We start from the raw sequence: 25782 nt of genomic DNA, 5'->3' as shown, positions 1-25782 counted from the left end.
TCGTTATTCCTGATTTTCTGGGTGTAAATTGCGGATAGGTGAAAAGTTTATTTACAACCTTTATTGTTACGGGTCTTAACACAGGTTGTGCCGCCCGGTGTCTGGACGACGCCCACCCCGTTTTTGGTTTTGGCTTGGCCACCCCGACTGGTTTCAGTGGTTTTTACACCCAGGTCATTGGTTTCAGTCTTCTTGACAGTTCCCGTGTTTGGATTATAGCTGCCGGCATTCTGACCATTGCCACACACCACCTTGCCTGTCGCCGTCCGCACGCAATCACTATTGGCGCTTGCGGCCGACGACAAAACGCAACATCCAACAAACAACATCATTCTGCTTAACATATTTTTATCCTCAGTTTCCGGTTGAAAACGCTTGCCAACGTTTGATCAATTCGGCCAGCAAAAACGCTTCGTGATCGAACCTTTTCTGCTGGCTAAACTTTGAACATCAAAGCGCTCATTGAACAAACCCTTTGCCTGCCATACACGCATTGAATGCTTGGTTAAAAGCATCGGTTGCAGTACTTTGTTGTTGTTGATCTTGGCGGCGTTGCTGACGTTGTTTGGCGGCTCCGGCGGCAGCGCCCATCTTGGCCGCGTCCTGCATCTGGTTGCGGGTATATTCCTCCGCTACCTCATCAGGCACATTGCCGTATTGGTTGGCCTTGCTCTTACCTTTGGCGGCACCCGCCAACGCCCCGGCCGCAGCGCCCTTGGCACGCCCGCCTTGCGGTTGTTGGGCAGGGGCCGAAGCGCCGGCTTGCTGTTGGGCGATACTCTGACACTCGGCTTGAGCTTGCTCATAGGGAACCTGAGCCTGCGCCAGACCCGCCAACGCGATACCGCACACACCGACGCCCAGACGAATTAAGTTTGGATTTAACATGGTTTATCTCCTCATCTATTAAAATTTAAAATCACCATCGGGCCTGGATGCCGAAAGCTTCCTGACCTTGCCAGGAAAGAAGCGACAGCCAGAGCCAAAGTGACTTATTCCTGCGCCTGAAATGGCTGCCAGGTCGAATCGGGGTTGTATTCCGTTATGCGCTCGGCAAGCTCGGCGGTTTTTGGCCCCAAATCCTTTTGATAAACCTTACCCTGATGATTGACGACGAAAGTCATGATGCCGGATGAGCCGTATTGAGCCGGAAAGGCGACCAAGCCAAAACCGGCGATCATGTTGCCGTTGATGAGGTAGTCGTACTTGCCGCCAGGTGCGGCCGCACCTTGCCTGGTCAGTATGCGGTAGTAATAGCCGTGAAACGGGGCAGGTTGTTCGGTTGCTTCCGGGGCCTGGTAACCTTCGGCTTTGGCTTGCGCAAACAGCGGCCCGAGCGGACTTTGCGGCTGGCCTTCCCCGGCGTCCCAGAACAGGCCATCGAATTTACCCGGATCGCTGCTAAACTTTTGCGCGTATTCCGACACACTGTCGCCATCCCTATCCAGATTGGCATACTCGAATTGAGCTTCGACATAGCCGCGCATCGCGTCGACTGTGCTGAGCTCGTTGCGGCCGATACGCCGATTCAAGATTTCCTGGCGGCCTTGCGCGGCATCGAATTGCCAATGTCCGTCCGTTTTTACCAGTGGAATCGGAAACGGCCAATCGTTGTTGCCGACATGCAGAATGGCTTTGTCTTCGCCCGACGCTTCCATGCGCGTTTTTTCCTGAGCTAAGCCGGCAAATTCCGCGCGATTGTTGTTATCCTGCACCTCATCGCCGGACGATAACAACTCATCCTCCAGGTTGCCGAACAACGCAATCAACTGCCCCTTATCCTTGCTGCCGAGCGCTTCCAGCAGTGCCTTGACAGCCTCATCTGGCGTGGAAAAACTTTTCGCCGCGACAGTATTAACCGTGGCAGGCGCCGCTACTGGAGCTGCCAGTGTTTCCGCCTGAGCCAGTAAGGGGGCTGAAATAAGGGCCGCCAGCAAAAAGTGTGTGGTTATGCGATTCATGGAAAAAACCTCGGTCTGGAACGCTTGAGTAAAATCGGCGGATATTGGCTTGGGAACACATAACGAATGACACCCCAAACTACCCAGCCCATTAAAAATGCCTGTGAACGGACTCATCATCGACGTCTGCCGCCTCCACCTTGAAATCCAGCCGCGGTTCGCTGAGTTCCGGCACTCACCGAGCGTTGCATGCTGGAAGCACCACGCTGGCTAAAGCTCTGAGTGGCGCTGGTGTTACGAGACATGTCAAACGCGTTCGGCCTGGCCGCTTGCGTAGATTGCTGGGCACGCGGCAATTGGCTTTGCGCCGGTTTGGTAAATCCGCCGCCAGCGGCTAAGCCACGACTGTTGGCTCCGCGTTGACTTTGCAGTTGCGATGCTTGGCCCGAGGTTTTTAGCCCTTGCAAGGCACTTTCGCCAGCTGTTTGCCCTCTCGTCGCTGCCGGCCGGTTTTGCACGGCCTTGGGCTGAGGTTGGGACTGGGGTTTAGCGACCGGTTTTTGCGCCAGCTGCCTTTGAATATCCGTGCTGGAAGGCCGCCGCTCGGCTGGCAAGGTTCCTACCGAGGTTCGCTGCCCGGTCTCGCCAAAGCCTCGGGCCGAAGCCGGCAAGGTTTGCGCCGTACCAAGCCTTTGCCCGGCTAAAGCCGGCTGCTGGATTTGCCCCAAGCGTTGCTGCGCTGCCTTGGAATAGGGCTGCCCTCGTCTATGTCGTGGGTCGGATTGCCAACCGGCCGGCAGTTGAGAAGGCCGCAAATTATTCTGGCTAAAATTAGCACCCCGGTCGATATTGATTTCGTTGCCGGAGAAATTGATATTTTTGTTGTAATTGACGTTACCGCGATCACCGTAATAACCTCCGCCTCCGTAATATCCGCCACCGCCGTGCCAACAATTGCCACTGTGGCAAACAGTATTGCCGTAGTAATGACCGACGTAATCATCATTGTCATCGGCCCATTCCATGATGCCCCAGGTCAACAACCCGCCCACCACGGCGCCGGTGGCGAAGTTCATCCAGCTGTCATTGCTGGAGCTGGTGGTGGTCGCTGTTGTCGATGGATAGTAACTGGGGTAATAGCTCGGCGCGGCGGCATTGACATTAACGACTGTTGCGGGTGGCTGAGCCAGCGGCGCTTGGTAAACCACTTCCGGTTTATATTGCGGCACGTAGACCGTATCGGCTTTGGCGGGCTTGATGCTGATCTTTTCCGCCGACACGTTGTTTTTGGCAACTTTCTCGGTGCTGACTTTCTGTTCTGGGGTGTCTTTCAAAAATCCGGCGTCCTTGGCACGCTTACGTAAAGCTTGTATCGAGGCCATTACCTCGCCGGGTTTGGCCAAGAAGGCATCGCCCAGCTGCGTGGTCCAATCCAGATGATCGTTCATCATCTTGATCACCAGCGGCACGCTGGCCAGTCGCATGATACTGGCATCCCAATCCTTGCTATTGAGAGACGCCAGATCGGGTTTGGTCTCCAGCCACCTGGCCGCCTGCACCACCTCGAACGGATAGGTTGAGGCTACCAATAGCTCCGCCAGCAACGGATCCGGATACAAAGCAATCGGCGCGACCAGCGATTCCAAATCGCTCAGCGGTTTGGCCGGCGGCGCGACGACTGCTGGTGCCGGCGGTGGTGCCGGTTCGCTCTGCACCACTGGCGCTTGGATTGGCGGCGGCACTTTACTCGATTGCTGTTCTTCCTTGTTGCAAGCCGCCGGCAACATGGCCAAGGCTATCAACATGGCGCGCAACAGAACGCCATTGCGCCTATGAAAACCAGTATTTGCTTGCTCGGACTCAACGGTAATCGCTTTCATCTTGTCACTCTTAGGTTTTTGTCGACGGCATTCTCGACGGCAACGAATGGGTTTCCTGCATACAGGTTTTTAGCCGCATGAAAACGGCCGAAAAAGTGGAGAATTTCTCGCCAACGGCCCCGTCTATCCGCTGTGGCGATTGCAAGCAGTTCAATATCGCTGCGGCAATAATCGCGGGGTATTCGATATAAAATCATTAAAGGATATAGTCTGTCAGGCATTGTCATAACCCCTAACCTGCTCGGCAAAACCGAGTCCATAAGTTTGACTGATGAAGCGAAATTCACAGGATGGCGGTTCGCTGGATAATTCCATCAAGGCAGCCAACTGACTGAAATGATGAGAAGCAATCATGCGGCGCAATTCTGGTTCAGACTCCCAAACTTCGTCATAACAAAGGCAGCGAGGCTGAGCCACGTTTTTATAAACCTCGACGTTGACACATCCCCGCAAAGTGCGCGCACTTTTTGCCAACGCTTGCAAAGCGGCAGTCATGCTGCGAGTTTGATTGGGCGGCGCCCTGAGTATGACATGTAGTTCGATCATGGCTTATTCGATGCAGAATACGAGCCATTTTGAAATCAAACCAAACGAGATAGAAAAACTAATGAAAAAACGGCTACTTACAAGAAATACAAGGGGAGATTTACAGCTGGTTTTTCGCCCATGCCCCCCGAAATATCGTGGTTAACCCGAAATATTACTAAACGGAACTTGGCCGCCGTATGTCCAACTTGGTCATACGACTCTCCAGCGTGTTGGGATTGAGTCCCAGAATGGCGGCGGCGCCACCTTGACCACGCACTCGCCAACCACAAGCCTCCAGTACGTGGGTAATATGCTGGCGTTCGACTTCTTCCAGCGAAGCCAGACCGGATGAAGAGGGCATTGATACAGTGCCCAAGCCGTCGATTGGCAAAGCAATTTTGAGAATAGGGCTTTTGGTCAGAATAACGGCACGTTCGATAACATTCCGTAATTCTCGAATATTGCCGGGCCAGTCATAAAGGCACAAGCCCTGCAAACTATTTTTATCCACCGCAACGATATTTTTATCCATGCCGGCGGCAAATTCCTGGACAAAAGTCTCGACCAGCTTGGGTATGTCTTCCCGTCTCTCACGCAAGGGAGGCAACTGAATAGGGAAAACATTCAAGCGATAGTAAAGATCTTCGCGGAAACGGCCTTCGGCGACTTCTTGAGACAAATTGCGGTTGGTGGCCGCGATGATCCGAACATCTACCTTGATGGGTTTTGGATTACCAAGACGCTCGAATTGTTTTTCCTGTAACACTCGCAATAGCTTGGCCTGGGCATCCAGGGGCAATTCGCCGACTTCATCGAGAAACAAGGTCGAGCCGTCGGCTAATTCGAAACGGCCAACTTGCTTGGATAGCGCACCAGTGAAAGCGCCTTTTTCACGGCCGAAAAGCTCGCTTTCGATCAATGCGGCGGGAATGGCTGCACAGTTGACTTGAATCATGGATCTGTTTTTTCGCGGACTAGCTTCGTGAATGGCTAACGCCAACAACTCTTTCCCGGTGCCGGTTTCCCCGCTGATCAGCACCGAAGCCGGCGTCGCCGCTACCTGCTGCACCTGCTCCAGGATACGTCGGATTGCCTCGCAACCATTGACGATTTTTGAACCCTTGCGATCGGCTATTTCATGACGCAAATAAATATTCTCGTGCTGAATCCTTTCTTGCAAGTTATGAATTTCTTCCAGCGCGGCCTTGAGTTCATCGTCGGCGCGCCGCTTTTCAGTCACATTCAAACTGGCGCCCATTATGCGCTCGGGCTGACTAGACTCTGTGACTTGACAATTGCCGATAGCGCGGATCCAATATTTACTCCCATCGGGATGAACCACCCGATATTCTTCCTTAAAAGCGCCGCCGTTTCGAAACGCCTGTTCAACCGAATTTTTGACGCGTTCAAAATCGTCGGGATGCAGACAGGCCAAAAAGCGTTGCATATTCAGTACCTCATCGGACGATACACCATAGAGATTACGGGCCTTATCCGTCGCCCAGATGGTATCCGATGCAATATCCCAAACCCAAAGCCCCACATCGGCCGCCTCGGAAGCCAGTCGCATGTGTTCTTCCCGACTTTGCACCACATGTAAATGGTATTTGCGCTCCAAGGCATTGGCAAACACATCGCTCATCAAACTAAGTCCGCGCACAACGTTCTCGTGCCATTGTCGCGGACGCGAGGAGGCGAAGCCAATGCCACCGCGTAAATGACCGCCTATAATCATAGGAAATACTAAGTCTGCTCTAATACCGTAGCGAAGAAATCCCTCTCTGTCCTTGGCGGCTTCGGGTGGCAGTTTCTCGACGTCATGCATGATGAAGGGCTTTCCCGCCAGCAGAGTCTTGGTGAGATAGGGACCTTCCGACATCAAGGAAGAACTCAACCAAGGTTTTACGCGGGCGTTGCCGGTATATTGATACTTCGAGTAAAAGTCTTGACCATCCCCGGTTAATAAACCCAGGGCAATCAGGTCCAAATCCAGGTTTTCAGCGATGCGGCGCAGACTTTCCTGAATGGCACCATCGACCGCATCGCAGGAAATACGCACGAAATTGGCCGAAATTTCGGCCAGCAAACACTGAAACAGCAGATGCGGTTCCAGTTCGTTGACGACTACCTGGGGTTTATGTTGATTGCTCACGGAAACCTACTAAGCCAATATTTGTAATTTTTGTATTAAGCATGATCCTTGATCAAATCTAATAACTTTAAGGCTTACCAGCCAAATCTTAGGCCTTTTCGCGCTTTGCTCCTCCCCTTCACGCGCTATCAGCCCAAGCGATTGATACGAAAACAGTAACCATGCGACAAGATACCCATCCATCCCTGACTGAACACATCGCCATGCAACACCGTGTGATCACAACAAAATACCGATCAGCCGTTTCATCAAGTCTTCCAGCGAAATAATCGTCAGCAACAGCGGCAACAACGGCAACAGCGCCACCACCGCCAGTTGCAGTACCGTTTGTTTGCCGAATGGAAACAATTGCATGGACTTTACCACTTCAAAACTGTTGTTCAAGTCCGCCAGAGACTGGATGTCGCCGCTGCCGATAAAGCTTTCTTCGCTATCGGCTCCACCTCGAAGCCATTTGTTATCGAATTCGCGGACATAGCGGCTTGCCAGCGTGCCGTAGTTTAGCAAGCCTTCGCGCTTGGCATTCGCCAGCTTTGGCGCAAACACGCTCAAGGGTCCCAGCACTAAAATCATTACAAATACAGTGAATACGGCGATTTCCAGTTTGAACGCCATCAGCTCAGTGCCTTGGTACAAAATCCGTTCCGCGATCATCGCCGACAGCAAAGCCCCCTGGGCCAACAGAAAAGGCACGAAGGCCACGGCGCTTTGGTCAAGAAAGCCCAAGCCGGCGGCCTTGTCCGGGTGTGTCGAGACCAAATACAGGTCCAGGCGCGACACCGACCAGAGAAACCTGGTCCAAACGCCAATCCGGAACAGCCATCGCAGGAAAATAAATTGATAAACCGGCAAACTGACGTAAGCCAGCCAAAATCCCGCCGTGGACAACTGTAATTCGGATGTCGCCCCAGTCGCATACCAAATGCTGGTGTTCAAGATAATCTGCTCGAAAAAGAGCCTATGCCCCAGCGTCAGTACCAAGACAACCAGGCCGATCTCAATCAACAAGGAATTACGCAAGCGCAACGCCGATTGAATGCAGGCATCGAAACCTGGGTGGTTCTCTGGTGTGATGATACCTCGGTCGATAAATTGCAGCACCACCGGCCGCAGTCTGCTATGGACCATCCACTCCGTTGCCAACAGCAAGGGTAAAGCCACTAAAAAACGGACGTGCGTTTCAAGATCATACAGAAAAGACACCCGCACCTCACCACCTATCGCTTGTCCGGATAGTAGCGAAAGCATCAACAGCGGTAGCCAAGTCAGCAATACCAAAAACAATATTCGACGTTTCAACCAGCCCAAGGCATCTGTGGCTAAATGGCAGCGGATCAATAACTGAAATAATGGTCCGCCCTGAACTAGGGAAAAATCCTGCACCCTATTTATTTCTGTTTTTTCGGTCATGTTATCCCCCAATCCAAAACCGAAGTTTCGCGCCTATCATTCGTCTTCCTCTATCAGGGTCTTCACCCGCCCTGAGTTGACGGCGTCCACCAGTGCGGTGTAATCCCGCTGATTTTGATCCGCGTATGCCAGGGCAAACTCGCCGATGGCTTGGTCGAAACGATCCGATTTACCCAGATAGCCGCTGATGGCCGCGGCATCGCCCGAACGGGCATGCGCGCGCGCCAGGGTCCAGCCGCACAGCTCGGCATAGATAAAACACCGTTGCAGCGTGGCGCCTTCTATCGGCACCGACATCTTCATGTCGCGCAGTTGGCGCACAAAGAAATCACGACCGCGCGCGCCTCTGGCCCAACCCAGGAATATGTCGCTGGACGATTGCATCAACCGCTGCCCCACCACTACACGTTGAGCGTGATTGTCGTAGCCGCTTTTGCCGGCGTAGGGCTCCAGCACTGACGGGCAGGCCTCCTTGATTTGCAGTAACAGAGGATGGTTTTCGGCTGAGAAAAACAAGCCCACCATACAGCGCGTGCCGACACTGCCGATACCCACCACTTTCCCGGCAAAATCTTCCAGGCGATAACGATCGAACAGCACCCGGCGCTCGTCGGCAAGCGACGCTTTATAGGCTTCCAAGCCTTCCTGAATCAGTTGCTCCGCCTCCTCATCCTGGATGTGAAACAGTACCGGCGGCTGATCGATAAGGCGGTGACGACCGCCGACCGTAGCGGCAATCTTGGGCACGAGTTGGTCGCCAACCCGCTGCCTGGCTTTTTCGATAATTTGCTCGCGTTTTTTTCTCAGCTTTTCATCGGGGGCCATCTCGATCAGCTTCTCAGCGTCCATGCGGTCGTACCAAACTTCCAAGGGGCTCATTCTCGAATAGTCGCGCAAGTGTTCGCGGTAAGCGCGAGCGCATTCGACGGCAACGGCTTGCGCGTCCTCATCACTAAAACGTTGGTCGCGGACCGCGACCACGAAACTGGTTGCCAGACGCTTGAGATCCCATTCCCAGGGGGCGGGTAAGGTTTCGTCGAAGTCGTTGATATCGAACACCAAGTTGCGCTCGGGGGTGGCGAACAAGCCGAAATTGAGCAAATGGCAATCGCCACAGGCTTGCACGCGCAAACCGGTAGTCGGCGTAGTAGCAAGATCGTAAGCCATCAGACCGGCCGATCCACGCAGAAACGTGAAAGGACTGCGCAACATGCGTCCATAACGAATCGGCACCAATTCCGGCAAGCGGTCCCGGTTGGATTCTTCCAGGATGTCAATCGGATCGCGGCGTTTAGCTGGAGCCAGCCAAGCGGCGTGGCTGGTGCGCGGTGCTTTGTCGCGCAGCGATTTGCCGGCGGCAAGTCGCTCCTCGCGCGATTTAAATTCAATGTTGCCGGCAAGCGTTGCCTTCGAACTGGAACCTTCTTGCTTGGATTTCTTCTTGCTGCTAGCCATAAATAATTCCTTTTTTAATCGAGGAAAGGACTGTCTCTATATATAGCCCATTCTTAGTTAAATTTTCGATGCTACGGATAATAATGGGATGGGGCTGGGGCCCGGTTATAACGCCAGGGATGTCGTCATTCAGCGGTCATACGCTGTTCGCTCGGACAATGGCTGGCTGAACCCGCTTTCAACGCACACTATCCAATAACCGATTAAGCTGGTTCGCCGTTTCCGGCGCATTGAGTATGCCCATGTGCGAGTGCGGATAACCGTAGATGCGATCAGCCTCTTCCTGAGCTTCCGCGCGTAACTCGCTGGCCAAACTCACGGTGCCGTCGCCGGCCTCGGTTTCGATGAATGAAAACAGCAAATGTTTCGACATCGTTTCCGGCAATTTGCGACGCGGACTATCCGCGCCGTTGCCGGTATAAAATAAGTCGTGCAGAAAACGGCTGCCAGGCGCCAAATCCTCCCAGGAATAAACCGGCGTGGGCGCATGGTCCACGCCTAATTTTGCCGCCGCGTGGCCATTCCAGGGGGTGGAAATCGATACGAACAACGGAATGGTCAGATGATTGGCGGTTTCCAAATGTTTCAAGATGAAGCTGCGCGACACCAAACCGCCCATGCTGTGCGCAATTACCGCCATTTTGTCGAATTGATACCGAGCCTGCAGTTGTTGCAGCATTTGATCGAGATAGCGGGCGACATTATCGATATAGGCACCCGAGGGATAATAAACTACCCATGGCTGATAACGGCTCCTGTCGAGCTGACGAATCAGATAATCGAAATTGAGTGGCGTGCCGTTGATGCCGTGCACGAACAGCACCGGCATTTTTTGCGCGGAATAAGGTTCCAGAAAATAGATGCCGGCGTTGCCTTCAATCAAAAAATCCAGGGGCTTCCAGAGGCTTTGTTCGGCGACTGCGTCGGCGAAACGCGGCTCATCCAGTGCGGCGATGGCACCAACCTGGGCCACCTGGCCCAGCGAAATATCCAGCTGTTGCTTGGCGCTACGTACCTGCAACTTGGAAATATCCACTGGCGCTGCCGCGTTGGAACGGCCTTGCTCGGGTATGACTAAGTCGTTGCCGGTTTTGACTTCCCCCGCCCGACATTGAATCAACTCGCCGCGAACCGGCGCAAAGACCGGTTCATCCAGCTGGTAGATCAAGTCGCCATTGACGTCCTTGAACGCCCCCAACCGGTAATCGCCGGGCGCGGTCGAAAAATACCACTTGCCGGGACCATCGACGACAAAGTGATCGAATACGCTCCAGTTCTTGGGATTCCGGATGTCGGGCCCCGCGACCTTAAACAGCGCCACGATCATTTTTTTGCCATTATCGATTTCCGGTTTTACCGAGCCGTAGATTTGGCAATAACTGGCGATTTTTTCGTGCTGCTCTTGGACGGCGAACAATCCACAGCCGGACAGGAAACCGGCGATCAATAATAACATCGCCAGAAAACGATATTTTGGGTGCATGTTTTCCTCTCCTATGGGGTATGAAGTCAGTTCTCTGGCTTACGAGTTAGATCGAAAGTGTCGCTACAGCGCATTCAAACAATTACAGAAAACGCTTATATTACTCAAAAAACTTGTTGCCGCTTTTTTTTGATTTTCCAAAAGGCGGCATTAGCCCGCAAGAATATGCGGTAGCCGCGGTTTTAATCCACCTGCTTAAGCTGGTAGTTGTTGAGTACTTGCGCGACATTTGATCTTCCACGACATGACACGCACAATCTTTCGGGCCAAAGTCGCGGAGTTATATCGGAAACCCCGCTGACGAAAAAGTTAAGCATCAGCTCGCCCAATACCGTGGTGGACTGGGTAAGTCTTGAAATTGCCCGTTCGTTGGATGCTGAAGGTGCTCGTTTAGTTATCAACGGTCGTATTCAGGCAAGTGTGCTGATGTGCTTGCAAGTTATCCGGATGAGGTCGCCAATCAATGGCTGCTTTGTAACGCTCCAGTCGGAGAATCTGGATTTGGCTAACTGGCCGGCTTGGAGAAACGCGGCCGACTGGTTAGGGGTCGTACGCCGTCAATCCTGACTGAGCAAGTTCGGCCAATTTGCACGTGCTGGAGTGCTAACATTTCCAAGCGGATTGCGGCAGTTGATTGAGTGCAACCGCTGTCATTCAAACATCTACGGTTCAACAGGGTCTTATTTGTTACAAACGCAACATATACCCACAACTTTTTTCACTGATTAATCAATTACTTAAAAATTGGTGCGAAATATGAATTAAGCAAGCCATACAAAAATCGATGATATGTTCGGTTACTCATTCTTTTACGGTGCTTATGTCTGAAATCATCCCGTTTCCCGTTCCCAACAAACAACAAAAATCAGATCTTGATACGCTTATCGATGCAGCGCTAAAGGCCATCCCCAGGCAAGACCGAGAAAAGCTCAGGTTTGAGTTGCTCAAAACGATAGACAGCTACGATACCTTTTTTTCTGAATGGTCATTGAGTCTACCCGCGGATAGTAACGAAACACTCAGGAAACAAATTTACGATATTGCGCATCAGGAACATGACCGAAAAATACAAATGCTAAAAGACATTATGCGACTAAAGATTAAAGTGCTGGTTGCGGAATACCAGCAACGCAAGTAACGCGGTTTGTAATTACCGACCCGGCCCATTGGCTTCGGCAGAGCGCGGGTTAACAACACCAAAGACCATCGATTTTAAGACCTGACCTTAGTCGTTCTTTGGCCCAAATATTTTTATTGAGGAGTGTCATATGAATCAACTTGCCGATGTAAACAGTATCGCGGAGCTTGAAGTCGACGCAGATAAGCTGATCGTGGCTTTTGCAAGTTCCGATGGGGAAATGGTCAATCAGCATTTCGGGTCATCCTTGGGATTTCATGTTTATGCTATTGATGGCACTACCGCTACGCCTTTGGCGGCCAAGTCGTTTGGTAAGGAACAACGAGACGGGAATGACGACAAACTAAAACCCAAGCTGGCCTGGTTAACAGGCTGCGATATGGTGTATTGCGGTTCTGTCGGCGGCACGGCGACCAATGAGTTGATCAAATTGGGCGCGCATCCTGTCATCGTTAAAGGCGGTCCCGACATTGAAGAAATCATCGCCGAATTACAACAAGAGATTACCGGAACCCTATCGCCGCTGCTGGAACGCATTTTTAAACAAAAAACCGCTAAAGATAACAGCCGTTTTGCGGAGATGGCTGACGAAGAATGGGCTGAATAAGGATGCCCCGCAATTTTGCCTAAATGCAATCCAAGCATTCACCTTACAACCCGGCCTTCTCTTTGATCGGTTTCGCTAGCCGATACTGAGGAGGCTCACTTCAATTACTGCGGAATCCGGTTCGTCAGCCTACCGCCTGCTCTAACGCGCGTATTGACCGCTCCGCCTCTCGGCGACATGGGTAACCATCGCATTTTTTGTGCTCGCCAGCGGCATTGACGCCTGTGCAGCCGCCGCACAACCACCTTTTTCTAAACTCAGGGTGTTCGGTTTTTACCCCGCGATTTTCAATCGCCAGCCTTTTGGCCCCTAGGCGATGCCGTTTGTGACGGATTTATGACCAATTTTTAGCATGCCGTTTCATCTATACTATGGCGTGATTTATTGCTTCTCGCACACGGATGAAATTTAAAAACTTTTTATCGTTAAAGTCCCTGATCGTCCTGGGCTTTGTCATTGCGGTGATTCCGCTGTTTCTGGCCGTGATGTACGCCGCTTTCGGCATGCGCGAAACCTCGGCGCTGGGCCGCACCGTCAACACGCATGTCTTCGAACAAACCAAAACCATCCGCCTGGTTTTACAAAAAGCCTCCGATATAGAGCGTAAGGCCAAGCTGTTTGTGTTGCTGTCCGACCCGACGCTACGCCAACCCTACGAACGGCAATCCTACGAAACGGTGCGGGCCTCGTTTAAACAGGCGTTAGGCGATTTGCTTAAATTGCATGTCGACAACAAAATTGCACTGCTGGTCAACGAATTATCCGAGAAGGAAAACCTGATTTATCAACAAATCATCGGCTCGGATGACGAAAACAATCTGGAATTGCCGATAGACGAGGCTTTCCAGGGTTTGCGCGAATCTGCCGCCACCTTATCGCGCGAGTTTGAAAACCACGTCGATCACGAATTCAACGAACTGCACCAATTGTCGGAATCGCTGGAGCATGGTCTATTGGTCAAGGGCGCGGTATTGCTGGCAATTTCGTTCAGCGTGATCGCCATCCTGTTAATCGTGTTATCGCGTTCGATGCGGCAACTTGACGTATCGATACGCCGTTTGGGCGCCGGCGAATTGGCCGAACCGATTCTGGTCAACGGTCCGTCGGATTTACGTTATCTGGGCAACCGTTTGGAGTGGCTGCGCACTCACTTGCTGGAACTGGAAGTGTCCAAGCAACAATTTATGCAAAACGTCGCCCGCGAGATAGAACTGCCGTTGGCAAGCCTGCGCCAGGATGCCGAACTGTTGGCCGGCGAAACCGACTACGCCCCCAACAGCAAGCGGGAAAACACGGTGTTGCATTTATGCGCCAATATCGAAAAGTTAAACACGGTATCCGAGGAACTGCTGCGCTACAGCCGGATCAACTCCCTACCCGACAGCAAACGCAAGGAAAGTGTAAAGATCAAAGACTTGCTGGAAACCGTCATTGACGATTTTCAACCCGTTTTAAGCAGTAAAGCTATTGCTATCCGCATGCTGGCACGGCCGGTGGAAATTTCCGGCATTCCCGAACAATTGCGTGCGATCATCGAACAATTGCTGACCAACGCCGTGAAATTTTCGCCGGAAGGCGGCGAAATTCGCGTCATATTGCGCGACGCAGGCACGCTAATGGAACTGGAAGTGGAAGACGAAGGCCCCGGTATCGCCGCCGACGAACGCGATCATATTTTCGAACCGTTTTATCGCGGCAAGGCTGGCGATACAGGCGATAGTGATGGCCCCGGCCTGGGCTTGGCCATCGTCAAGGAATACGTCGCCAATCATCAAGGCAAAGTCGAAGTCATCGATGCCCGTCAAGACCAACAAGGAGCCCGCATCCGGGTTCAAATTCCGTTAAACGGGGAGAATTGAGGAACATGCAGTCACTATTTATGCGCGTATTGACGCTGATCGCATCATTGTTGGCCATCAGCGGCTGCGCCGAGGTGGATTCCAGCGTCAGGGAACATTTTCCAACCATTCACAGCGCCCCGGTGGTGCATTCCGATATAGACGAGCTGCTGGAATTCGGCAACAACCTTGCCAACATGACCACGGCGGGTCGCACCGAGACTTGCCGGTCTTTAGTGAAACGCCAAAAAGACGAACCCGAGATTGGAGTGTTACTGCATTTGCTGGTGGGCCGCCTGTTATCCGATGCCTGCGGCGACATTCCGAAAATTCTGGATGAAATTGCCGGCATCCCCCCCTCGGGCTTGAGCGACGAACGCATGCGCCACCTGGTTGCCATTCACACCGAAGCCTTAAAACGCATCAACAGCGCATCAAGGAAACTCGGCTCATTGGAACGCAAACAAAAAACCGTGCAAAACGTGCTGGAAACGAAAGACGCCGCCGGTTCCAAGAAAGAAGAATCAAGACTGCTGCGCGAAAAACTGGAAGCCATCCGTTCGATGGAAAAGCAATTGGACGAGACTAGCGAAGGCAAGTAAAGCCAATGTTTCGGTTTCGCTTGGCGATAGTCATTGTTGTTTCTTTCTGCTTTGTGTTGAGTTTGGGCATTGCCTTGTATTGGGGAGCCAACGAAGTAGCTCGCTATTTTCAGCACAGCCAAACCGCTTACGAAACCTTCGACGATTACGAACAGCTGTCGCAAGAAGCCTATCGCCATTTCAAACAACGCATGGACCGGCTGATCACGGCCAACCCTAATTCGGAAACCGGCGTGGAGTCTTCCAAGCGCCGTCTTTACGAGGCAATGCAAACGCTGCGCGACACCGCCGTCAAAACGCCGGGCACAGACAGCGCCAGCGAAGACTGGACCAATAAACCCGCAGAATTGGAGAAAGTCGCCCATCTCACCGCCTTCCTGGAAGCCAGCGAATATCGCTTCGAAGAAGTCGAGCGGCTGCGCTTGCAAGGTAAGCTGACTACCGCCGTGCAGGCTTTGGCTAAATTCACCGAGGAAGAGATAGACGGTAAATTCCAACCCTTGATCGACGCCGCCATTAACGCCGAGCGGCAAAAAGCCCAGAAAGCCAAGCGGGAGTTGGAGATTTTGGTCGAAAAGTCGCGCTGGACGGCGATTTTAGCTTCGTTAACCGCGGCGTTATTCAGCTTGGTAGCCGGCATCATGTTGCTGCGCGCGTTTAAAAAACCTATCGAAGCGCTAATGAAAGGCACGGACGAAATCGCCTCCGGCAACCTGGATTACCGGATTGCCTTGGACAGCCGGGACGAATTTGCGTATCTGGCCAGCCACTTCAATCAAATGGCCAAGGAGTTGGAAGTCCAACAAGATAAACTACGCGAAGGCCGCGCCGTATTGGAAGAGCGAGTGACCGAGCGGACCTTTGAACTTAATCTGTTGAACGAAGAATTAAAGCGCATGGATAATGCCCGCCGTGAGTTTTTGGCGGACATCAGCCATGAACTGCGCACGCCGATCACGGTGATTCGCGGCGAGGCGGAAGTGACGCTACGCGGCCAGGACCGCGACGCCGAAGAATATAAAGACGCATTGCAGCGCATCGTGGAGCTATCGATGCAGTTGGGCAAATACGTGAACGATTTACTGTTTCTGGCCCGCGCCGACACGGCCAATCTGCAATTCGAATGGAATAAAGTCGACTTGGCGGATTTGGTGGCCAGCAGCGTCGAGGATTTTCAGGTGATGGCGCAAGAGTATTCTATTTCTGTCAGTCTGGACGCGCCGTCCGGGCCGCTATGGGTGCGCGGCGATAAGCAGCGGCTACGGCAAGTGCTGTTCATTCTGGGCGAAAATGCCTGCCGCTATTCCAAACCGCTCGGCCATATCGCCGTGGCTTTATGGCGTGACGGCAAACAGGCTTGTTTCAGCCTGACCGATCAGGGCATAGGCATACCGACAGAGGATCTGGAGCGCATTTTCGAACGCCACTTCCGCAGCAGCAACGCCCAACATTCGCGAGATGACGGCTCCGGCCTGGGTTTGCCGATGGCCAAATCCATCCTGCAAGCTCACGGCGGGCAAATCGCGGTGCGTAGTGTCGAAAACGCCGGATCGACATTTACGGTTACACTACCCCTGCTTACGGTAGCATAAGAGGGATTTTCATATGAATGAGAAATACATGACAACCAATACTCTGACGGGGATAGGCTATATGCGGGTGCTGATGGTTGAAGACGACGAGCGCATCATCGATTTTGTGCAACGCGGCTTAAAAGCCGAGGGCTATGCCGTAGAGGTGGCCCGCAGTGGGCAAGAGGCCATTGCCTTGGGTACCGAGGGCAGCTTTCAGGTGATCATTCTGGACTTGGGCCTGCCGGACATGAACGGCCGGCAGATTTGCGAACGTTTGCGCAGCAACAGCATCGACACCCCGATTTTGATGCTGACCGCGCGCGATACTGTGCAAGACAAAGTGGCCGGCCTACGCTCCGGCGCCGACGACTATATGACCAAGCCGTTCGCGTTTGAAGAATTACTGGCCCGTATCGAAGTTTTACTCAGGCGGCGCGGCGGCGAAGTGAAGCAGGACGATAAAGAATTGCGTATCGAAGACCTGGTACTCAACGGCGAAACCCACGAGGTACGCCGCGGCGATAACGTCATCGAGTTAACACCCAAGGAGTTTGCTTTGCTGGAATGCTTTATGCGCATGCCGGGTAAAGTGTTGAGCCGCACGCGAATTCTGGAACAAGTCTGGGGCTATAGCGCCGATCCGCTGACCAATGTGGTGGATGTTTATATTCGCCAGCTACGGCGTAAAATCGACGACGATTACGAGCTGAAATTGCTGAAAACCGTGCGCGGCTTTGGTTACAAAATGGATGCGTCTTGAGTTAGATCCGCGAGATTTTGTCTCCAGGCGCCGCTAACAGCAGCCCAGCCGGCCGCCGCCCACAAACCTTGGTAAGCTAAGTCATTACACAAACCAGCGCCAACCCGAACCCACGCGCCTCCTATGCAACTCACCCTGCTCGACCCGGATCATCCGCACCAAGCCTTTCCGCCACTGCATAAGGCCTTGAAACAACCCAACGGCTTATTGGCCTTTGGCGGCTGTCTGTCGCCGCAGCGCATCGTCAACGCCTACCGGCACGGGGTATTTCCCTGGTTCAATCCCGGCGAACCTATTCTGTGGTGGTCGCCCGATCCGCGTTTGGTATTGTTTCCCGAACATCTGAATATTTCTCGCAGCCTGGCAAAAACCCTGCGTAAGCAATTATTCGAGATTCGTTACGACAGCGCTTTTCGCCAAGTGATCGATGCGTGCGCGGCGCCGCGTAGCGAAGACGGCGGCACCTGGATTACCGACGACATCCGCCAAGCCTATATCACCCTGCACCACCTGGGTATCGCGCACAGCTGCGAAGCCTGGCTGGACGGCCAATTGGTTGGCGGCCTGTACGGCATTGCCATTGGCCAAGTGTTTTTCGGCGAATCGATGTTTCATCGTAAAACCGACGCCTCCAAAGTGGTGTTTGTGCATCTGGTTCAGCAACTCAGCGCTTGGGGTTATCAAGTCATCGACTGTCAGGTCAGCAGCGAACACTTACTCAGCCTTGGCGCGGCGGAAATCCCTCGCAGCCGCTTTGTAGAACTGCTGGATAGGCTCTGCGATCAAACACCGACGCCCGACGCTTGGCAAGCATGAGTTCCATACCGATTTGGCTGGACAGCGGCCATGCCTGCGGCTATCTGGACGACCGTCTGGCACGTTCCGGCTTCGTGCATCCGTCGGTGGAGATGGACACCGCGCTGTATTCGCAGCTGATCGTCCAAGGCTTCCGGCGCAGCGGCGATCATGTTTACAAACCCTATTGCGAAACTTGTCAGGCTTGCGTACCGACCCGCTTACCGGTGTCGTCATTCCTACCGGACCGTAAGCAAAAACGCTGTATCAAGCGCAATGCGCAAACCCGGATAGTGGTCAAAGACGCCGATCTCGACCCGCGGCATTTCCAGCTGTATCAACGCTATCTAAACGCCCGTCACGACAAACCCGGCGAAGATACCAAAACCACGCCGGATGACTACATCAAATTCCTCGGTAGCAGTTGGTGCGACACGATGTTTGTGGAGTTTTTGATTGGCGGCCAATTGGCGGGGGTGGCGGTTGTCGATGTGGTGACTGACGGGCTATCGGCGGTGTATACCTTTTTTGACCCGGATTTTGCCGACTACAGCCCCGGCGTTTACGCCGTGTGTTGGCAAATCGAAACCGCCAAACAATTGGGCCTGGAATATGTTTATCTGGGCTACTGGATCAAAGACTGTCGTAAAATGCGCTACAAAATCGATTATCAACCGCTGTCCGGCCTGATAGACGGCCAGTGGCAAGCTATTTCAAAACAAACATTCAACGAGGACTAAGCCGTGCCAAAAGCCAACGAACTGAAAAAGGGAACCGCCATCGAAATCAACGGCGAACCGTATGTGGTCAAAAACATCGATGTGCGCAACCCCACTTCGCGCGGCGCCACCACGCTTTACAAAGTCCGCTTCACCCATATGAAAACCCGGCAGAAGTTGGATGAAACCTACAAAAGCGACGAGATGTTGAAAGCCGCCGATTGCTCGCGTTGCAACGTGCAATATTCCTATCAAGACGGCGACACCTATTACTTCATGAACGCCGAAACCTACGAGCAATACAGCTTGTCTGCGGAAGATTTGGAAGGCCAGACCGAGTATTTATCGGACGGCTTGGAAGGCATCATCATGCTCCTGATGGACGACGCGGCGCTGGGCATCCAGTTACCCACCACCATCACGCTGCAAATCGTCGAAACCCCGCCATCCATGAAAGGCTCCAGCGCCACCAAACGCACCAAAACCGCCAAACTCAGTACCGGGCTGGAAGTGCAAGTCCCCGAATATATAGAATCCGGCGAGATGATCAAGGTCAATACCGACACCGGCGAGTTTTCATCGCGGGCGTAAGACTACCCACCCCGGCCAGCCGCCGACCGAATCAGCCGTCGGCGGCAAAGGCTTCACTAAAACACCTCACCCTTTACTCAGAACACCTAAATCATGATTGGCGGCATGCCCGAATTCGTGTCGGAGCCGCAATGATTAACCCGGCTCTATTGGGATATTTCACAGGCATATCGTGCTGACTGAGCGAGTTCAGCCAATGCAAACTTTTATTCCTTAAAAGCCAAAGCAACCAGTGCCAGCATAAGGGCTTAGCTGACCCACGCCGTCCCTGCTTTGCCTACTCTCAAGCTTGGAAAGGTGATACCCTGATTTTTTTTGTAAAATAATTTACATAAATGTATAGTTAATTACATGAATAAATGGTATCTATTAATAATCAGCCTGCCTACCGAGAACGCCACCGCGAGAATGCGCATTTGGCGATCCTTGAAAGCGTCGGGTGCTGCCGTGCTGCGTGATGGCGTCTATTTGATGCCGGATCGTGCTGAATGCCTGGAAACATTCAAAGGTCTAGCTGTAGAGGTCAAAGCGTCGGGCGGCACGGCCTTGGTGTTGAAAACCGATGAGCCGGAATCTGAAAGTTTCGTTGTTCTCTTTGATCGTAGCGAAGAGTACGCTTCGTTATTGGCCGACATTTCCAAGCTGAGCAGTGATTTAGCTACTGATTCAGCTCCAGACCGGCTCAAGCAAGCCCGAAAACTACGCAAAGCGTTTACCGGTCTCGCGTTTATCGACTTTTTTCCAGGCGAAGCGCAGCAACAAACTGAATCCGCATTACGCCAGCTTGAGTGGACAATCGCCCGCTTGTTATCGCCCGATGAACCGCAACCCGTCGCAGGGTTGATCAGCAAACTATCGATCAACGATTTTCAAGGCAAAACCTGGGCAACCCGGCAACGCCCCTGGGTAGATCGGTTAGCCAGTGCCTGGCTGATTCGGCGGTTCATTGACCCGCAAGCCCATTTACTTTGGTTGCCTGCGCCCACTGTTTGCCCGCAGGACGCCATTGGCTTTGATTTCGACGGCGCTCGATTTAGCCATAGCGATGGTCAGGTGACGTTTGAAGTCTTAGTCGCCAGTTTTGATTTGGCAACGCCAGCCCTGAAACGCTTAGGCGGCTTGGTTCACTTTTTGGATGTCGGTGGCGTACAGCCACCCGAAGCCGCGGGTATCGAGAGCGTACTGGCGGGCTTACGCGATGCCATCCAAGACGATGACCAATTATTGGTAGCGGCCAGTGGGGTGTTTGACAGCTTACTGATCAGTTTCGAAAAAGGAGCATCCCATTCATGAGCGGATTCAATACGCCTTCTGCCGATAATCCCCAAAACCGGCCTGATCCCGTGGGCTTTTGGCAAGCCTTTCGTTTCTGGTTGAAATTGGGCTTCGTCAGCTTTGGCGGCCCGGCCGGGCAAATCGCCATCATGCATCAGGAGTTGGTGGAACGGCGGCGCTGGATTTCCGAGCAACGTTTTCTGCATGCGTTGAATTACTGCATGCTGTTGCCAGGGCCGGAAGCGCAACAATTAGCTACGTATATCGGCTGGTTGATGCATCGCGGTATCGGCGGCATCGTGGCGGGCGGCTTATTTGTACTGCCATCGCTACTGATTCTGATCGGCTTGAGCTGGGTCTATATGGCCTACGGCGATGTCCCGGCAGTAGCCGGGGTACTGTACGGCATCAAACCGGCGGTGACGGCGATTGTACTGTTTGCCGCTTATCGGATTGGTTCCAGGGCTTTGAAAAATGAGCTGTTATGGGCTATGGCGGCCTTGGCGTTTTTGGCCATCTTCATATTGAATGCAGCGTTTCCATTGATCGTCTTGCTGGCCGCCGTTTTGGGGGCGATGGGTGGTAAATGGCTACCCGAAAAGTTCGCATTAGGCGGCGGGCACGGTGCGACCAAACTGAGTTACGGCCCGGCGTTGATTGACGACGATACGCCGACACCACTCCATGCGCTGTTTTCCTGGTCTGGCCTAATCAAAATCACCGTCATCGGCTTAATTTTATGGGGCGCCGTTATCGGTTGGTTATGTGCCGAGTACGGTTGGGACGGTACACTGACGCAAATGGGTTGGTTTTTTACCAAGGCCGCCTTGCTGACTTTCGGCGGCGCTTACGCGGTGCTGCCCTATGTCTATCAAGGCGCGGTCGAGCATTTTCACTGGCTGACACCGCAGCAAATGATGGATGGTTTGGCACTGGGTGAAACCACGCCAGGTCCCTTGATCATGGTGGTGACCTTCGTCGGCTTCGTGGCCGGTTGGGGCCAACAAGTCCTCGGCGCGGAGCAAATGCTGCTGGCAGGCGCGTTGGCGGCGACCGTGGTCACTTACTTCACTTTTCTACCCAGCTTCCTATTCATTCTGGCTGGCGGCCCGATCGTGGAATCGACCCACGGCAATCTCAAATTTACCGCACCGTTGACCGGCATCACCGCTGCCGTGGTCGGTGTGATTCTGAATCTGGCGGTGTTTTTTGCCTGGCATATGCTCTGGCCACAAGGTTTTAGCGGCCATTTCGATGCCTTTTCCGCGTTGACCAGCCTGTGCGCATTCTGGGCGCTGTTCCGTTACAAGGTGAATGTCATTCCGGTGATCATGTTCTGCGGCATTGCGGGACTATTGGTTCATTTCGCCAAAATCTGGCTGACTCAGCAAGGGGTGGTTTTATGAACAGCATGCGTCTATTTCCTATCTTATCGCTGGCAATAGCATCACTATTGACGGCTAATGCCATGGCTCAAGAGCCTACGCAACATGCAGCAGCCGCATCGTTGGATACCGCCAAAATCGAACAACTCACCGGAGCCAAAGGCAAACTGGATAGCGCCGAAAATGTATTTCGAGTGGCTGTGCCGCGCAACGATCTCGCTGTGAGCGTGGCTGGGGTCAAAATGACAGCCGCCACCGGTTTTACCTCGTGGGCCAGCTTTACCCAGGCAGGGGACAAAACCATGGTCATGGGCGACATCGTGCTGGCGGAAGACCAGATCAATCCGGTGATGAGTACCGCACTGGACAATGGCGTCGAAGTAACGGCATTGCATAATCATTTTTTGTGGGATACGCCCAAGGTGATGTTCATGCACATCGGCGGCACCGGCGATGTCGATACCTTGGCCACCGGCATAGGCAAAGTCTTTGCCAAAATTCGGGAAACCGCCGGCACCAAACCGAAACGCAAAGCCAAATCGTTCGACGCCGCCAAAACCTCGCTTGATCCCAAACCGCTCGAACAAATCTTGGGCGTTCCGCCCGAAAAGACAGGAGAAGTCTACAAGGTGACGATAGGCCGCACCACGCAAATGATGGATGGACATAGCGTCGGTAAAACCATGGGCGTCAACACATGGGCTGTGTTCGCGGGCAGTGACGACAAAGCTATTGTTGAAGGTGATTTCGCTGTTTTGGAAGCCGAACTGCAAGGTGTTTTGAAGTCATTACGGGCTTCCGGCATCGCCATTACCACGATCCACAATCACATGGTGGGGGAATCGCCCAGAATCGTCTTTCTGCACTATTGGGGCGAAGGGCACGCCGTTGATTTGGCTAAGGCATTTAAAGCCGCATTACCCAAAAGCTGAGATATTGGTCATGAAGTGGATTACCCGTGAACGGCCCAAAATTGACCGTATTGCTTGTCCGTGGCTGATTCGTGCGGCGCCACCAACCGCACTAAACCGGCGAGATGGTGAAGATTAATACCGAGACTGGCAAGTATTCTTCCAAGACTTAGACGCGGCTACCCTTGCCGGATGGCGGCGGGCATCGCCCCCATCCGCTGCGGAGTCCGGCAAATCATTCTTGTTGTCCGTACATGGTTCCGCACTCTCACCAACACCGTCGGCAAATTGCTCGTGCTCTTGCCTGCCTTGGATACCACGATCCGCTACAAAGCGGATCTTCAATCGCAAGACTTATGTCTCTATCCATCGCCCGCCCAATCTTTTCCAACGCGCTAACTCAGCCTACCCATTCCTCGGCTAAATCTGCCAATTTCCCCGCCTGCGGTGCTTAATTCACCACATCTGTTAGATAAATCACGAAATTTGTCGAACAGCCCCAAAACTGTCATCTAACCGTAATGAAACTGGATTAACTTCTAACCTTAGTCAACATTCCGCCGAAAACAACGCATGAAAATCAGCCAAATTTCCAAGCTCGTGACGCTGGCGCTGCTCATTGTGATCATTAGCTTCGGGATTACGGTCAGCTGGTCGTTAAATCATCTGAACAAAGCATTTGCCACAGTCGCGTTCTTTGGCCAACAAAAGGATAAGATTTACCTCGAAATCAGTCAGCCGATTTCCACCTATTTGCAGAATGGCGACGCCACATTACTCACTGAGCTGGCGAACAATCTCAATCGGCTGAGTAATGACATCAACGCCAATACCGCGCTTTCCGAGACCATAAAGACCGCCCTGACTCAACTCATCGTCGACGTCCAACAAACCGCATTACCTGGATTGAGCGCAGCAGGAAAGCTTGCGGACCCGCAGATTTTACTGGTCAACAACGAACAACAACTTTCAGCGCACCTGCGAACCTTGCAGAACTATGTAGAGAAAGCCAATAGCGCCGGGCTCAGCGAGCAACGAAGCTACCTCATGGCGATTAGCCAGACCCAACTCGCCTTGCAAAATCTATCCCGCGTCCGACAAAGCTTCTTTTCAGAGCGGAAACAAGCATCGACTGACAATGTTCTGAATTATTTAAAGCAACTTTCTGACGCAGCTGCAACCATCGAGCATTTGCCACTGCTCGGGGTAATGAAAACTCAGGCTAGCGAAGACCAAGAGTTTACGCTTGGCAATCAAACGACTCTGGCCAAAGCGGAAGATATGGCGCTCGAACCCATTGCCGAAATGCGCTACTTGTTGAGTCGTTACGAAAAAGATCTGGCTAATGCCCGGAATATCGTCAAACAAAAGCAGCTCAGCCAGAGCAACATCAATCAACAAATGCAGGCATTTCAAGAAAAACTCCTGGGCTTGGAAGACAACATCAACCGGGAGTATCAAGACTATGAACACATGCTGTATGCCGTCATGATCGCCTGCACGGTGTTGATACTGGTAACGAGCGGCATCACCCTGTTGGTCAAGCACCATCTGGCTACCATCATCAGCCGGTTCTCGATCTATGTCGACAAATTGGCGAATGGCGACTTAAGTTCGAAATTTACCTTGGAGAGTCGAATCGCGGAAATTGTGCAATTGCGCACTTCGCTGGAGAAACTGCACGCGTATTTCACTTCGTTGATTGACAACATCAACCGAGAATCGCAGGCCTTGAAAGAATACGGTAGAAACATTGAGGCGGTAGCCCAGAATTTGAATAGTATCATCGCTGATCAACAGCAGGCCACCGAAGTCGCCGCCCGACAGATGGCCGATCTATCCAAATCCTTCAACGGCGTAGCCTGTCATGCCGCGGAATCGCAGAACTGCACCACGGAGGCAAAAAACCTTATCGAGCTTGGCGTTCGACATATCGTGCATACCAACCAGCAAGTCACCGAACTTGAACAAGTCATTAATAAAACCGCTGACGCCTTATTGTTGTTGCAACGTGACGCCTCGGCAATTGAGGGCGTCCTGGGCATGATCCAAAGCTTTGCCGAACAAACCAATCTGTTGGCGCTAAATGCCGCTATCGAGGCGGCGCGTGCCGGTGAGCACGGTCGAGGCTTTGCGGTCGTGGCAGATGAGGTCAGAAGCCTGGCTGGAAACACCGCCAATTCTGCCAGTCAGATTCAAGCCCTGGTCGAGAAGCTCAGCTCGGCCACTAAAACGACAGTCGCTATGATGAACAATCAGCAAGCCGCGGCTACCCGCACTACCCAAGCGGTAAAACAAGTCAACGACGCAATCAAGGGTATCAATTTATCCATCGACCACATTTACGATAAAAGTTCGCAGATTTCCGAGGCAACCATCCAGCAATCGAAAGCCACTGAGCGAATCGCCGGTAATTTCGAACAAACCGCCGAACTGGCAAAGAAAACCACGGAGGCGGCAAAAACCAATATGTTGAGTGCATCTTCCCTGACAGGCGTCAGCAACAACCTGGAACAATTGGTCGTACAATTCAAGCTGAAATAAGCTCAACACAGCCCGCGCGGCAAGGTGTTCGACCATTCGTTTCGAACCAGACAAGGCGGGACAATTTTGATAATCTGACCGGGAAGGTGCCGCCAAATCAGACGGATTGAAGTTTTAATCAGCAGATGATGCATGCTAACCACGGGCGAAGTATTGGCACAGCGGACGTTATATGTCAGGCTGTCGCCACGATGCCAACCCCGCTGGACGCAAAATGCGACGCTCTGAATCGGA

General features: G+C 52.8%; 23 protein-coding genes. 14 read left to right on the top strand and 9 right to left on the bottom strand.

The window, feature by feature from the left end; genetic code table 11:
• Window positions 1–47: 47 nt before the first annotated feature.
• The 9 genes from METH11B_RS0119125 to METH11B_RS0119075 all read right to left on the bottom strand — a co-directional run bounded on the left by METH11B_RS0119125 (window position 48) and on the right by METH11B_RS0119075 (window position 10809).
• Entirely contained in the window at window positions 48–344 is a 297-nt protein-coding gene (locus METH11B_RS0119125) for a hypothetical protein (protein WP_036276196.1), read from the bottom strand.
• 115 nt (window positions 345–459) lie between these two features.
• A complete protein-coding gene (locus METH11B_RS27975) occupies window positions 460–888 on the bottom strand; it encodes a hypothetical protein (protein WP_026603391.1) in 429 nt (142 codons plus the stop codon).
• Window positions 889–992: 104 nt separating this feature from the next.
• The gene (locus METH11B_RS0119115; RefSeq protein WP_026603390.1) at window positions 993–1961 is read right to left on the bottom strand and encodes a DUF2950 domain-containing protein; all 969 of its coding nucleotides are present in this window, start codon (window positions 1959–1961) and stop codon (window positions 993–995) included.
• 116 nt (window positions 1962–2077) lie between these two features.
• Window positions 2078–3781 carry a DUF3300 domain-containing protein gene (locus tag METH11B_RS27970; RefSeq protein ID WP_026603389.1) on the bottom strand — a complete coding sequence of 568 codons (1704 nt, stop codon included), beginning with the start codon at window positions 3779–3781 and terminating at the stop codon, window positions 2078–2080.
• 213 nt (window positions 3782–3994) lie between these two features.
• Window positions 3995–4327 (bottom strand): putative quinol monooxygenase, encoded by a 333-nt coding sequence (locus METH11B_RS0119100; protein WP_026603387.1) that lies wholly within the window; start codon window positions 4325–4327, stop codon window positions 3995–3997.
• Between the two features lie 157 nt (window positions 4328–4484).
• Window positions 4485–6461 (bottom strand): sigma-54-dependent Fis family transcriptional regulator, encoded by a 1977-nt coding sequence (locus METH11B_RS27965; RefSeq protein WP_026603386.1) that lies wholly within the window; start codon window positions 6459–6461, stop codon window positions 4485–4487.
• A 219-nt stretch (window positions 6462–6680) separates the two neighbouring features.
• A complete protein-coding gene (locus METH11B_RS0119085) occupies window positions 6681–7871 on the bottom strand; it encodes a hypothetical protein (protein ID WP_026603385.1) in 1191 nt (396 codons plus the stop codon).
• Between the two features lie 36 nt (window positions 7872–7907).
• On the bottom strand, window positions 7908–9326 hold the full coding sequence (locus tag METH11B_RS0119080) for a DUF2252 domain-containing protein (RefSeq protein WP_026603384.1): 1419 nt from the start codon (window positions 9324–9326) through the stop codon (window positions 7908–7910).
• Window positions 9327–9504: 178 nt separating this feature from the next.
• Window positions 9505–10809, bottom strand: coding sequence for an esterase/lipase family protein (locus METH11B_RS0119075; RefSeq protein ID WP_026603383.1), 1305 nt, complete (start codon window positions 10807–10809; stop codon window positions 9505–9507).
• Window positions 10810–11629: 820 nt separating this feature from the next.
• On the opposite strand from METH11B_RS0119075, the gene METH11B_RS0119070 reads away from it, so the two are divergent.
• The 14 genes from METH11B_RS0119070 to METH11B_RS0119010 all read left to right on the top strand — a co-directional run bounded on the left by METH11B_RS0119070 (window position 11630) and on the right by METH11B_RS0119010 (window position 25548).
• Complete coding sequence (locus METH11B_RS0119070; RefSeq protein WP_036277834.1) at window positions 11630–11947, top strand: hypothetical protein; 318 nt, start codon at window positions 11630–11632, stop codon at window positions 11945–11947.
• 130 nt (window positions 11948–12077) lie between these two features.
• On the top strand, window positions 12078–12554 hold the full coding sequence (locus METH11B_RS0119065) for a NifB/NifX family molybdenum-iron cluster-binding protein (RefSeq protein WP_026603381.1): 477 nt from the start codon (window positions 12078–12080) through the stop codon (window positions 12552–12554).
• 401 nt (window positions 12555–12955) lie between these two features.
• On the top strand, window positions 12956–14413 hold the full coding sequence (locus tag METH11B_RS0119060; protein WP_026603380.1) for a sensor histidine kinase: 1458 nt from the start codon (window positions 12956–12958) through the stop codon (window positions 14411–14413).
• A 5-nt stretch (window positions 14414–14418) separates the two neighbouring features.
• A complete protein-coding gene (locus METH11B_RS0119055; RefSeq protein WP_036276192.1) occupies window positions 14419–14994 on the top strand; it encodes a hypothetical protein in 576 nt (191 codons plus the stop codon).
• 5 nt (window positions 14995–14999) lie between these two features.
• Window positions 15000–16586: a sensor histidine kinase gene (locus tag METH11B_RS0119050; RefSeq protein WP_026603378.1), complete on the top strand. Its 1587-nt coding sequence runs from the start codon at window positions 15000–15002 to the stop codon at window positions 16584–16586.
• Between the two features lie 28 nt (window positions 16587–16614).
• Complete coding sequence (locus METH11B_RS0119045; RefSeq protein WP_026603377.1) at window positions 16615–17328, top strand: response regulator transcription factor; 714 nt, start codon at window positions 16615–16617, stop codon at window positions 17326–17328.
• Window positions 17329–17451: 123 nt separating this feature from the next.
• Window positions 17452–18144, top strand: coding sequence for a leucyl/phenylalanyl-tRNA--protein transferase (gene aat, locus METH11B_RS0119040; RefSeq protein WP_020483261.1), 693 nt, complete (start codon window positions 17452–17454; stop codon window positions 18142–18144).
• The gene (locus METH11B_RS0119035) at window positions 18141–18863 is read left to right on the top strand and encodes an arginyltransferase (protein WP_026603376.1); all 723 of its coding nucleotides are present in this window, start codon (window positions 18141–18143) and stop codon (window positions 18861–18863) included. Before aat ends, METH11B_RS0119035 begins: the two co-directional genes overlap by 4 nt.
• Before the next feature lie 3 nt (window positions 18864–18866).
• Entirely contained in the window at window positions 18867–19433 is a 567-nt protein-coding gene (gene efpL / locus METH11B_RS0119030) for an elongation factor P-like protein EfpL (protein ID WP_020483263.1), read from the top strand.
• A 351-nt stretch (window positions 19434–19784) separates the two neighbouring features.
• Window positions 19785–20726 (top strand): chromate resistance protein ChrB domain-containing protein, encoded by a 942-nt coding sequence (locus METH11B_RS0119025; protein WP_036276188.1) that lies wholly within the window; start codon window positions 19785–19787, stop codon window positions 20724–20726.
• Entirely contained in the window at window positions 20723–22114 is a 1392-nt protein-coding gene (gene chrA, locus METH11B_RS0119020) for a chromate efflux transporter (protein WP_026603374.1), read from the top strand. The genes METH11B_RS0119025 and chrA overlap by 4 nt, the downstream gene beginning before the upstream one ends.
• The gene (locus tag METH11B_RS0119015) at window positions 22111–23025 is read left to right on the top strand and encodes a DUF1259 domain-containing protein (RefSeq protein ID WP_026603373.1); all 915 of its coding nucleotides are present in this window, start codon (window positions 22111–22113) and stop codon (window positions 23023–23025) included. Before chrA ends, METH11B_RS0119015 begins: the two co-directional genes overlap by 4 nt.
• A 10-nt stretch (window positions 23026–23035) precedes the next feature.
• Window positions 23036–23143: a chromate resistance protein ChrB domain-containing protein gene (locus tag METH11B_RS30190; RefSeq protein ID WP_197026977.1), complete on the top strand. Its 108-nt coding sequence runs from the start codon at window positions 23036–23038 to the stop codon at window positions 23141–23143.
• A gap of 434 nt (window positions 23144–23577) precedes the next feature.
• The gene (locus METH11B_RS0119010) at window positions 23578–25548 is read left to right on the top strand and encodes a methyl-accepting chemotaxis protein (protein WP_026603372.1); all 1971 of its coding nucleotides are present in this window, start codon (window positions 23578–23580) and stop codon (window positions 25546–25548) included.
• Window positions 25549–25782 lie beyond the last annotated feature (234 nt).

Source organism: Methylomonas sp. 11b (assembly GCF_000515215.1).
In the GTDB taxonomy this organism is placed as follows: domain Bacteria; phylum Pseudomonadota; class Gammaproteobacteria; order Methylococcales; family Methylomonadaceae; genus Methylomonas.
The sequence above is the reverse complement of the archived record's forward strand: the minus strand, read 5'-3'. Positions and strand labels throughout refer to the sequence as shown.

Bases quoted from the DNA above. Each gene is read 5' to 3' on its own strand.
- METH11B_RS0119125 (WP_036276196.1), bottom strand. From the start codon at position 344: ATGTTAAGCAGAATGATGTTGTTTGTTGGATGTTGCGTTTTGTCGTCG.
- METH11B_RS27975 (WP_026603391.1), bottom strand. From the start codon at position 888: ATGTTAAATCCAAACTTAATTCGTCTGGGCGTCGGTGTGTGCGGTATC.
- METH11B_RS0119115 (WP_026603390.1), bottom strand. From the start codon at position 1,961: ATGAATCGCATAACCACACACTTTTTGCTGGCGGCCCTTATTTCAGCC.
- METH11B_RS27970 (WP_026603389.1), bottom strand. From the start codon at position 3,781: ATGAAAGCGATTACCGTTGAGTCCGAGCAAGCAAATACTGGTTTTCAT.
- METH11B_RS0119100 (WP_026603387.1), bottom strand. From the start codon at position 4,327: ATGATCGAACTACATGTCATACTCAGGGCGCCGCCCAATCAAACTCGC.
- METH11B_RS0119085 (WP_026603385.1), bottom strand. From the start codon at position 7,871: ATGACCGAAAAAACAGAAATAAATAGGGTGCAGGATTTTTCCCTAGTT.
- METH11B_RS0119080 (WP_026603384.1), bottom strand. From the start codon at position 9,326: ATGGCTAGCAGCAAGAAGAAATCCAAGCAAGAAGGTTCCAGTTCGAAG.
- METH11B_RS0119075 (WP_026603383.1), bottom strand. From the start codon at position 10,809: ATGCACCCAAAATATCGTTTTCTGGCGATGTTATTATTGATCGCCGGT.
- METH11B_RS0119070 (WP_036277834.1), top strand. From the start codon at position 11,630: ATGTCTGAAATCATCCCGTTTCCCGTTCCCAACAAACAACAAAAATCA.
- METH11B_RS0119065 (WP_026603381.1), top strand. From the start codon at position 12,078: ATGAATCAACTTGCCGATGTAAACAGTATCGCGGAGCTTGAAGTCGAC.
- METH11B_RS0119060 (WP_026603380.1), top strand. From the start codon at position 12,956: ATGAAATTTAAAAACTTTTTATCGTTAAAGTCCCTGATCGTCCTGGGC.
- METH11B_RS0119055 (WP_036276192.1), top strand. From the start codon at position 14,419: ATGCAGTCACTATTTATGCGCGTATTGACGCTGATCGCATCATTGTTG.
- METH11B_RS0119050 (WP_026603378.1), top strand. From the start codon at position 15,000: ATGTTTCGGTTTCGCTTGGCGATAGTCATTGTTGTTTCTTTCTGCTTT.
- METH11B_RS0119045 (WP_026603377.1), top strand. From the start codon at position 16,615: ATGACAACCAATACTCTGACGGGGATAGGCTATATGCGGGTGCTGATG.
- aat (WP_020483261.1), top strand. From the start codon at position 17,452: ATGCAACTCACCCTGCTCGACCCGGATCATCCGCACCAAGCCTTTCCG.
- METH11B_RS0119035 (WP_026603376.1), top strand. From the start codon at position 18,141: ATGAGTTCCATACCGATTTGGCTGGACAGCGGCCATGCCTGCGGCTAT.
- METH11B_RS0119025 (WP_036276188.1), top strand. From the start codon at position 19,785: ATGAATAAATGGTATCTATTAATAATCAGCCTGCCTACCGAGAACGCC.
- chrA (WP_026603374.1), top strand. From the start codon at position 20,723: ATGAGCGGATTCAATACGCCTTCTGCCGATAATCCCCAAAACCGGCCT.
- METH11B_RS0119015 (WP_026603373.1), top strand. From the start codon at position 22,111: ATGAACAGCATGCGTCTATTTCCTATCTTATCGCTGGCAATAGCATCA.
- METH11B_RS30190 (WP_197026977.1), top strand. From the start codon at position 23,036: ATGAAGTGGATTACCCGTGAACGGCCCAAAATTGACCGTATTGCTTGT.
- METH11B_RS0119010 (WP_026603372.1), top strand. From the start codon at position 23,578: ATGAAAATCAGCCAAATTTCCAAGCTCGTGACGCTGGCGCTGCTCATT.